Below are 4778 nucleotides of genomic sequence, written 5' to 3'. Positions count from 1 at the left end.
ACCAGGGCGAGGACCGAGGTCATGGTCTCGCCCTTCAACTCGGTCTCCACCTTGCGCAAGACGTCCCGCACCTTGGCTTGGATGTTGGTCCCGGCGGTCCCCAGCACGAAGTCCACCGACTGCCGGGTCAGGCCGAACTCGTCGAAGTAGTCGTAGAGGGTGGTGCCGGCGCCGTCCTTGACGATGCCCTTCAGGGCATTGATCTCCATGTACTCGCGGGTCTGGGCATGCTTGGCCCGCATGCGGGTCAATTTCCGCTCCATGACGGTGGCCAGCGGGTCGGCGGCGTCCGCCACCCCGAAGCCCCGGACGCCCTGGATGTCCTGGGGCGTGATGACGTCGTCGTGGGGAATCCAGGGGATGGTGAAGGACCTCATCGACCGGGTATCGCGGTTGGCGACGGTGGCGGGCCCACCCAGCGGCACGGTGGGCAGCAGGTTGAGCACGCCCTCGGCCTGCTCGATCAGGGCCGAGCGCTGGGTGATACCCTCGAAGCGGAAGAGGCCCATCTGCCCGAGGCGGGTATAGACGTTGGGCAGGATGTTGATGGCCTGGGTCAATTCGGTGAGCGTATAGCCGCCCGCGTCGAAGGGGTTCATCGTGGTGACCATTGAATGGCTCCTCAAGCGGTGGTGCGGGAAACGATGCCGGCGGCGGCGAGTTCGGCCCTCTTCACCGCTGCCTTGGTGGCATCGTCGACAGAGGTGTCGAAGACGATGGCGGCCTCGGAGACGATGACGGGGCCGCGCGCCGCCACCAGGCCGATGGCATCGGCGCCGGTGGCGTCCACCGCCCGCAGCAGGACCGCGGAGGCGACCTCGGCGCCTTCATCCCCCACCACCTCGGCGGCGGGGGACAGGCGGTACTTGCCGGAGACGGTCACCTTTCCCAGCACGGCGCCCAGGGGATAGCTGGTGCCGGCCTTGAGGACGACGGTCTCGCGGGAATAGCTGGCGTTCAGTTCGAACTTGAGCAGATCGCCCAGGGTGGGCGGAGCGACGAGAGGGGACATCGGTTATCTCCTTCGGGATCAGGCCTTGGACGCGGCCTCGCGGGCACCCTGTCGCCGGGCCGGAGATTGCCCATGGTGGTCCATCCCTCCGGCGTCGGGATGGGCGTATCCAGGGCAAGAGCCTTGCCTACCTGGGCAGAAGACATGATCACCACGGTCTCGACCATGGGATCGGAGACGGCGTCCATGATGCCGCGCTGGTACTCGGCGCGCTCGGTGCGCCAGCGACCCGGCTCGGCGCTGGCCTCGGAGCTCAGCCGGCGTTCGGCGTCAGCCCAGGCCGAGATCGTCATCTCCGGCGGCGGCGTCAGGATCGCCAGCGCCCTCTTCGCCGCCTTCGCCAGCCGCTCCGGCCCCGCCAGGATCAGCGGCGGCGACGGGCAGCCGGGCGAGTTCGGCAAGGGCCTCGACGATGGCCTCGCGGACGACGCCGCGGGCTCCGGCGATGGTGCTTTCCTCGTGGACAAGGGGGGCGATCCGATCCGGCAGGACGAGAAGACGGGCCCGCAGCAGGGCCAGGACGTCGGTCCAGGCCTTCTCCACGGCTTCGGCCGGCAGCAGGTCGCCGCGCTGGCGGGCGGCCTCCATCTCCGCCAGATCGGCCTTGGCCTTGACGAGGCGCGCCCGCTCGGCGGCGAAGTCGGCGGGACCGCCTGGACCCCGGTTTGCCTGCTCGCGCAGGTACCGGACGTAGCCGCGTACCGCGCCGACCAGATCGTACTGGCCGCGTTCGGCGCGCGGGATGACGCCCTCGCGGCCCAGTTGCTGGACGCGGCGCTCGGTCAGGTCGAGCAGACGGGCGATGACGTTCAGGGGCTGGGCATTGACCGCCATCGTGCAAATCCCACGGGCTCACGAAAGACCATCCCTTCTCGCGCGCGGGCCCTCCGATGACATGAGGAAGAGGCCACCGGAGATCATTCCGGCGGCCTCAGGGTAACGGGAAGGACGGTCAGGGGAAGATCCGGTCGATGCCGGTGATGTACGGGCTCCCCTGATTCCATGACCCCTCGTCGATCTCCCATTCGGCATCGGTACTGGCGTGGAGCTTGTCCAGGGCGGCCGTTTCGGCCTGCTCCTCGCTCCCGGCCTCGACCTCGACCACGGTGCTCTCGGTGACGTCGCGGGTGATGATGACGCGGAAGGTCGGCATGGATGATCAGCCCTCCGTCCGGATGGCGTACACGCGCCCCCTGCCTTCGATCTTTTCCGAGGTCACGGCCAGCCCCAGCTTCTTCTTGAGCGCCTCTGCGACGACTCCCCTGACGGTGTGTCCAGCCCACTTGAAGGTCTCGGCGATCTCGGCGATGGAGGCGCCTTGGGGGCGTTTCAGCATCTCGATCAGCTTGGCCTGCTTGCTGCCCTCGCGGGTGCGGGGCGTGGTGGTTTCCGCCGCGGCGTCCTCGTCCGCCGCCTCGGCGTTGATGATCTTGATGCCGGCGCGGGTGATGCGGAGCGTCACGGCCCCGTCCTCGGCGTCGCGCCATCGGGCGTCCTTGGCGGTGGCGGGCGTCTCCTCGATCAGGCCCTTGGCGATCAGGCTGTCGACCACCTTGCCGACGGCGGCGCCCTTGAGGGCGACGGTCAGCGGCAGGACGCGGCCCTTGGGGCGGCCGGCGGCGGCGGAGAGGATCACGAGCTGGGTGTCGGAAAGCTTGGTCATGGAAATCTCCCTTCGGCAGGGCGCCGCGACCGTCGCGGCGCTTCTACCACCCCGAGCCCCGCACCGGAAAACCCGGCCGGGGCAGGAGGAGGGAAAGCCTTCTCAGGCCTTGGCGATCTCCCGGAGCGTGGTCCTGACCCATTGCTTCCAGGCTGGCTGGGAGAAGCGGGCTTCCAGGTGGGCCTTGATGGCCTCCTCGGTGGCCGGCCCGCCGGGGATGAAGCTCAGGTCGTCGGCCAAGTGGCGGCCGAAGCGGTGGTCGAGCAGGTCGCGGACCTTTTCCGGCGCCAGCTTGAAGGTGGCGGCCAGAAAGCGGCTGGCGGCCGTCCAGGTCAGGTCGGGGTCGTAGCCGTTGTGGCGGCTGGTGCCCCAGAAGCCCCAGGATTCGTTGGCGGTGGGCAGGATCGTCTCGGTCTTCATGGCGTCTTCTCCATCCTTGATGGTCACCATGAACGCTCTGTTTTCCGCCGAAGCCAACTGGATAAGTGGCTAATCTGATTGCTTTTTTCGGCGATGGCCGATCATTTCGTGACGGGCTGCCCTTGACAGGGCGTCCGGAGCGGAGTACCTCAATTCCATCAACACCCCCTGCGGTTTCGACCGTAGGGCGCGGGGCCTCTTCGGAGGCCCCTGCTTTTTCCGGCGGGGCGATGCGGACCTTCATCTACATCGACGGCTTCAATCTGTATTACCGTGCCCTCAAGGGGACCCCTTGGAAGTGGCTCGACCTCAAGGCGCTGTTCACCGCCGTCCTCCAGCCCCATCACGACATCCAGCGGATCAAGTATTTCACCGCCCGGGTGAACGGGACGGCCGACGATCCCTCGAAGCCGCAGCGCCAGGATGTCTACCTGCGCGGACTGCGCCACCACCGTCCCGAGGTCGAGGTCTTCTTCGGCCATTTCCTCAGCCACAAGGTGAGGGCTCCCTTGGCGAATCCCGGCAACGGTCCCCGGTACGCCGAGGTCATCAAGACCGAGGAGAAGGGGTCCGACGTCAACCTTGCGGTCCATCTCCTCAACGACGCCTGGCTCGATCTCTACGACTGGTCTCCAACGACAGCGACATCGCGGAAGCCATGCGCCTCGTCAGGGCCCAACTGGGAAAACGCATCGGCTTGGTCACGCCGGGATCGGGCCATCCTTCCCGCCAACTTCTGGCGCATGCCGACTTCGCCCGGCATATCCGTGTCTCGGCCTTGCAGGCCTGCCAGTTGCCGGACCCCATTCCCGGCACCGGCATCCACAAGCCCCCCAAATGGTAGGCCGTTACCGCAACGCCTCGAACAGCCTGCGAAGCAGGAAGCTGCGTAGGATCGATACGATGGAGAAGATGGCCCCCAGCAGCAGGTTGTCGGACAGGCTGGCCTGCAGCCCGAAGAGCGGAAACACCACGGCCTGGGTGGCGACGGCGATGCCGTAGCCGACCGCCACGTTGGCGACGGCCTCCAGCATCGACATGCGGCGGGACTGCCTCTTATGCCGATATCGGCATAACCCCCATTATGCCGACGCTGGGATTATGCCGACCTCCGGGTGGACTTCGGCCTCGGGGGCGGTGATCGCTGCGGGGGACGCGGCATAATCGCAACGATGTTCTGTGCCGCGCATACTTCCCTTTTTTCCAAGAAAGGGGAAGTCATCATGACGATAGATCCATCTCACGTCCGTGTTTCCGGACCGCTCGCGTTGTTCGCGACCGGTTTCGCAGATGAACTCGCGCAACAGGGCTATGCATCTGGTTCGATTTGCCATCACTTGGGGCTGCTGGCCCACCTGAATCGCTGGCTGTTCGCACAAGGGCTCAGCGTCGAGAATCTTGACGCAAGCCAAGTGGAACGGTTTCTATTCGCCCGCCGCGCAGCTGGTTACACGCGGTTTCCCTCGATCAACGCATTGCGTCCCCTGCTTGACTACCTTCGCCGCCACGATGTGGTACCGGAGCCGACTGCGAATGCAGCTGCCGATCCGGTGGATTTGATTGTGGCCCAACTTGAACAGTGCCCGAGAAAAAGCTGTTCTGTAACAGACTGTTACGGAGTGGCACGGGTTTGTTAGCACTACATTCCGGGGTGGCGGGGTTTCAGGTGGGGGTTTCGTGGTG

General features: G+C 66.2%; 11 protein-coding genes. 2 read left to right on the top strand and 9 right to left on the bottom strand.

Going from position 1 to position 4778, the window contains the following annotated elements:
- From H7841_17800 to H7841_17765, 8 genes are all read right to left on the bottom strand, one after another.
- Positions 1-611, bottom strand: a 611-nt coding sequence (locus tag H7841_17800) for a major capsid protein (protein MEO5338716.1), incomplete at its 3' end; no start/stop codon positions are given.
- 11 nt (positions 612-622) lie between these two features.
- The gene (locus H7841_17795) at positions 623-1012 is read right to left on the bottom strand and encodes a head decoration protein (protein ID MEO5338715.1); all 390 of its coding nucleotides are present in this window, start codon (positions 1010-1012) and stop codon (positions 623-625) included.
- A complete protein-coding gene (locus H7841_17790; protein ID MEO5338714.1) occupies positions 958-1305 on the bottom strand; it encodes a phage terminase large subunit family protein in 348 nt (115 codons plus the stop codon). Before H7841_17790 ends, H7841_17795 begins: the two co-directional genes overlap by 55 nt.
- A complete protein-coding gene (locus H7841_17785; protein ID MEO5338713.1) occupies positions 1283-1846 on the bottom strand; it encodes a terminase small subunit, Nu1 in 564 nt (187 codons plus the stop codon). Before H7841_17785 ends, H7841_17790 begins: the two co-directional genes overlap by 23 nt.
- Positions 1847-1964: 118 nt before the next feature.
- Positions 1965-2165 carry a hypothetical protein gene (locus H7841_17780; protein ID MEO5338712.1) on the bottom strand — a complete coding sequence of 67 codons (201 nt, stop codon included), beginning with the start codon at positions 2163-2165 and terminating at the stop codon, positions 1965-1967.
- 6 nt (positions 2166-2171) lie between these two features.
- Positions 2172-2675: a DUF3489 domain-containing protein gene (locus H7841_17775; GenBank protein MEO5338711.1), complete on the bottom strand. Its 504-nt coding sequence runs from the start codon at positions 2673-2675 to the stop codon at positions 2172-2174.
- 102 nt (positions 2676-2777) lie between these two features.
- Positions 2778-3125: a hypothetical protein gene (locus tag H7841_17770; protein MEO5338710.1), complete on the bottom strand. Its 348-nt coding sequence runs from the start codon at positions 3123-3125 to the stop codon at positions 2778-2780.
- Positions 3126-3253: 128 nt separating this feature from the next.
- Positions 3254-3688 carry a hypothetical protein gene (locus H7841_17765; GenBank protein ID MEO5338709.1) on the bottom strand — a complete coding sequence of 145 codons (435 nt, stop codon included), beginning with the start codon at positions 3686-3688 and terminating at the stop codon, positions 3254-3256.
- Between the two features lie 65 nt (positions 3689-3753).
- Here H7841_17765 and H7841_17760 point away from each other — a divergent pair, with 65 nt between their 5' ends.
- Positions 3754-3939 (top strand): hypothetical protein, encoded by a 186-nt coding sequence (locus H7841_17760; protein ID MEO5338708.1) that lies wholly within the window; start codon positions 3754-3756, stop codon positions 3937-3939.
- A gap of 4 nt (positions 3940-3943) precedes the next feature.
- Here the strand turns inward: H7841_17760 and H7841_17755 are convergent, their stop codons facing one another.
- Positions 3944-4135 carry a hypothetical protein gene (locus H7841_17755; GenBank protein MEO5338707.1) on the bottom strand — a complete coding sequence of 64 codons (192 nt, stop codon included), beginning with the start codon at positions 4133-4135 and terminating at the stop codon, positions 3944-3946.
- 183 nt (positions 4136-4318) lie between these two features.
- Between H7841_17755 and H7841_17750 the strand changes: the two genes are divergently transcribed.
- On the top strand, positions 4319-4732 hold the full coding sequence (locus tag H7841_17750) for a hypothetical protein (protein ID MEO5338706.1): 414 nt from the start codon (positions 4319-4321) through the stop codon (positions 4730-4732).
- Positions 4733-4778: the final 46 nt, after the last annotated feature.

The sequence above is a fragment of the Magnetospirillum sp. WYHS-4 genome, from assembly GCA_039908345.1.
GTDB lineage: Bacteria > Pseudomonadota > Alphaproteobacteria > Rhodospirillales > GLO-3 > JAMOBD01.
Note: the sequence above shows the minus strand (reverse complement) of the source record. Positions and strands in the feature narration are given on the sequence as shown.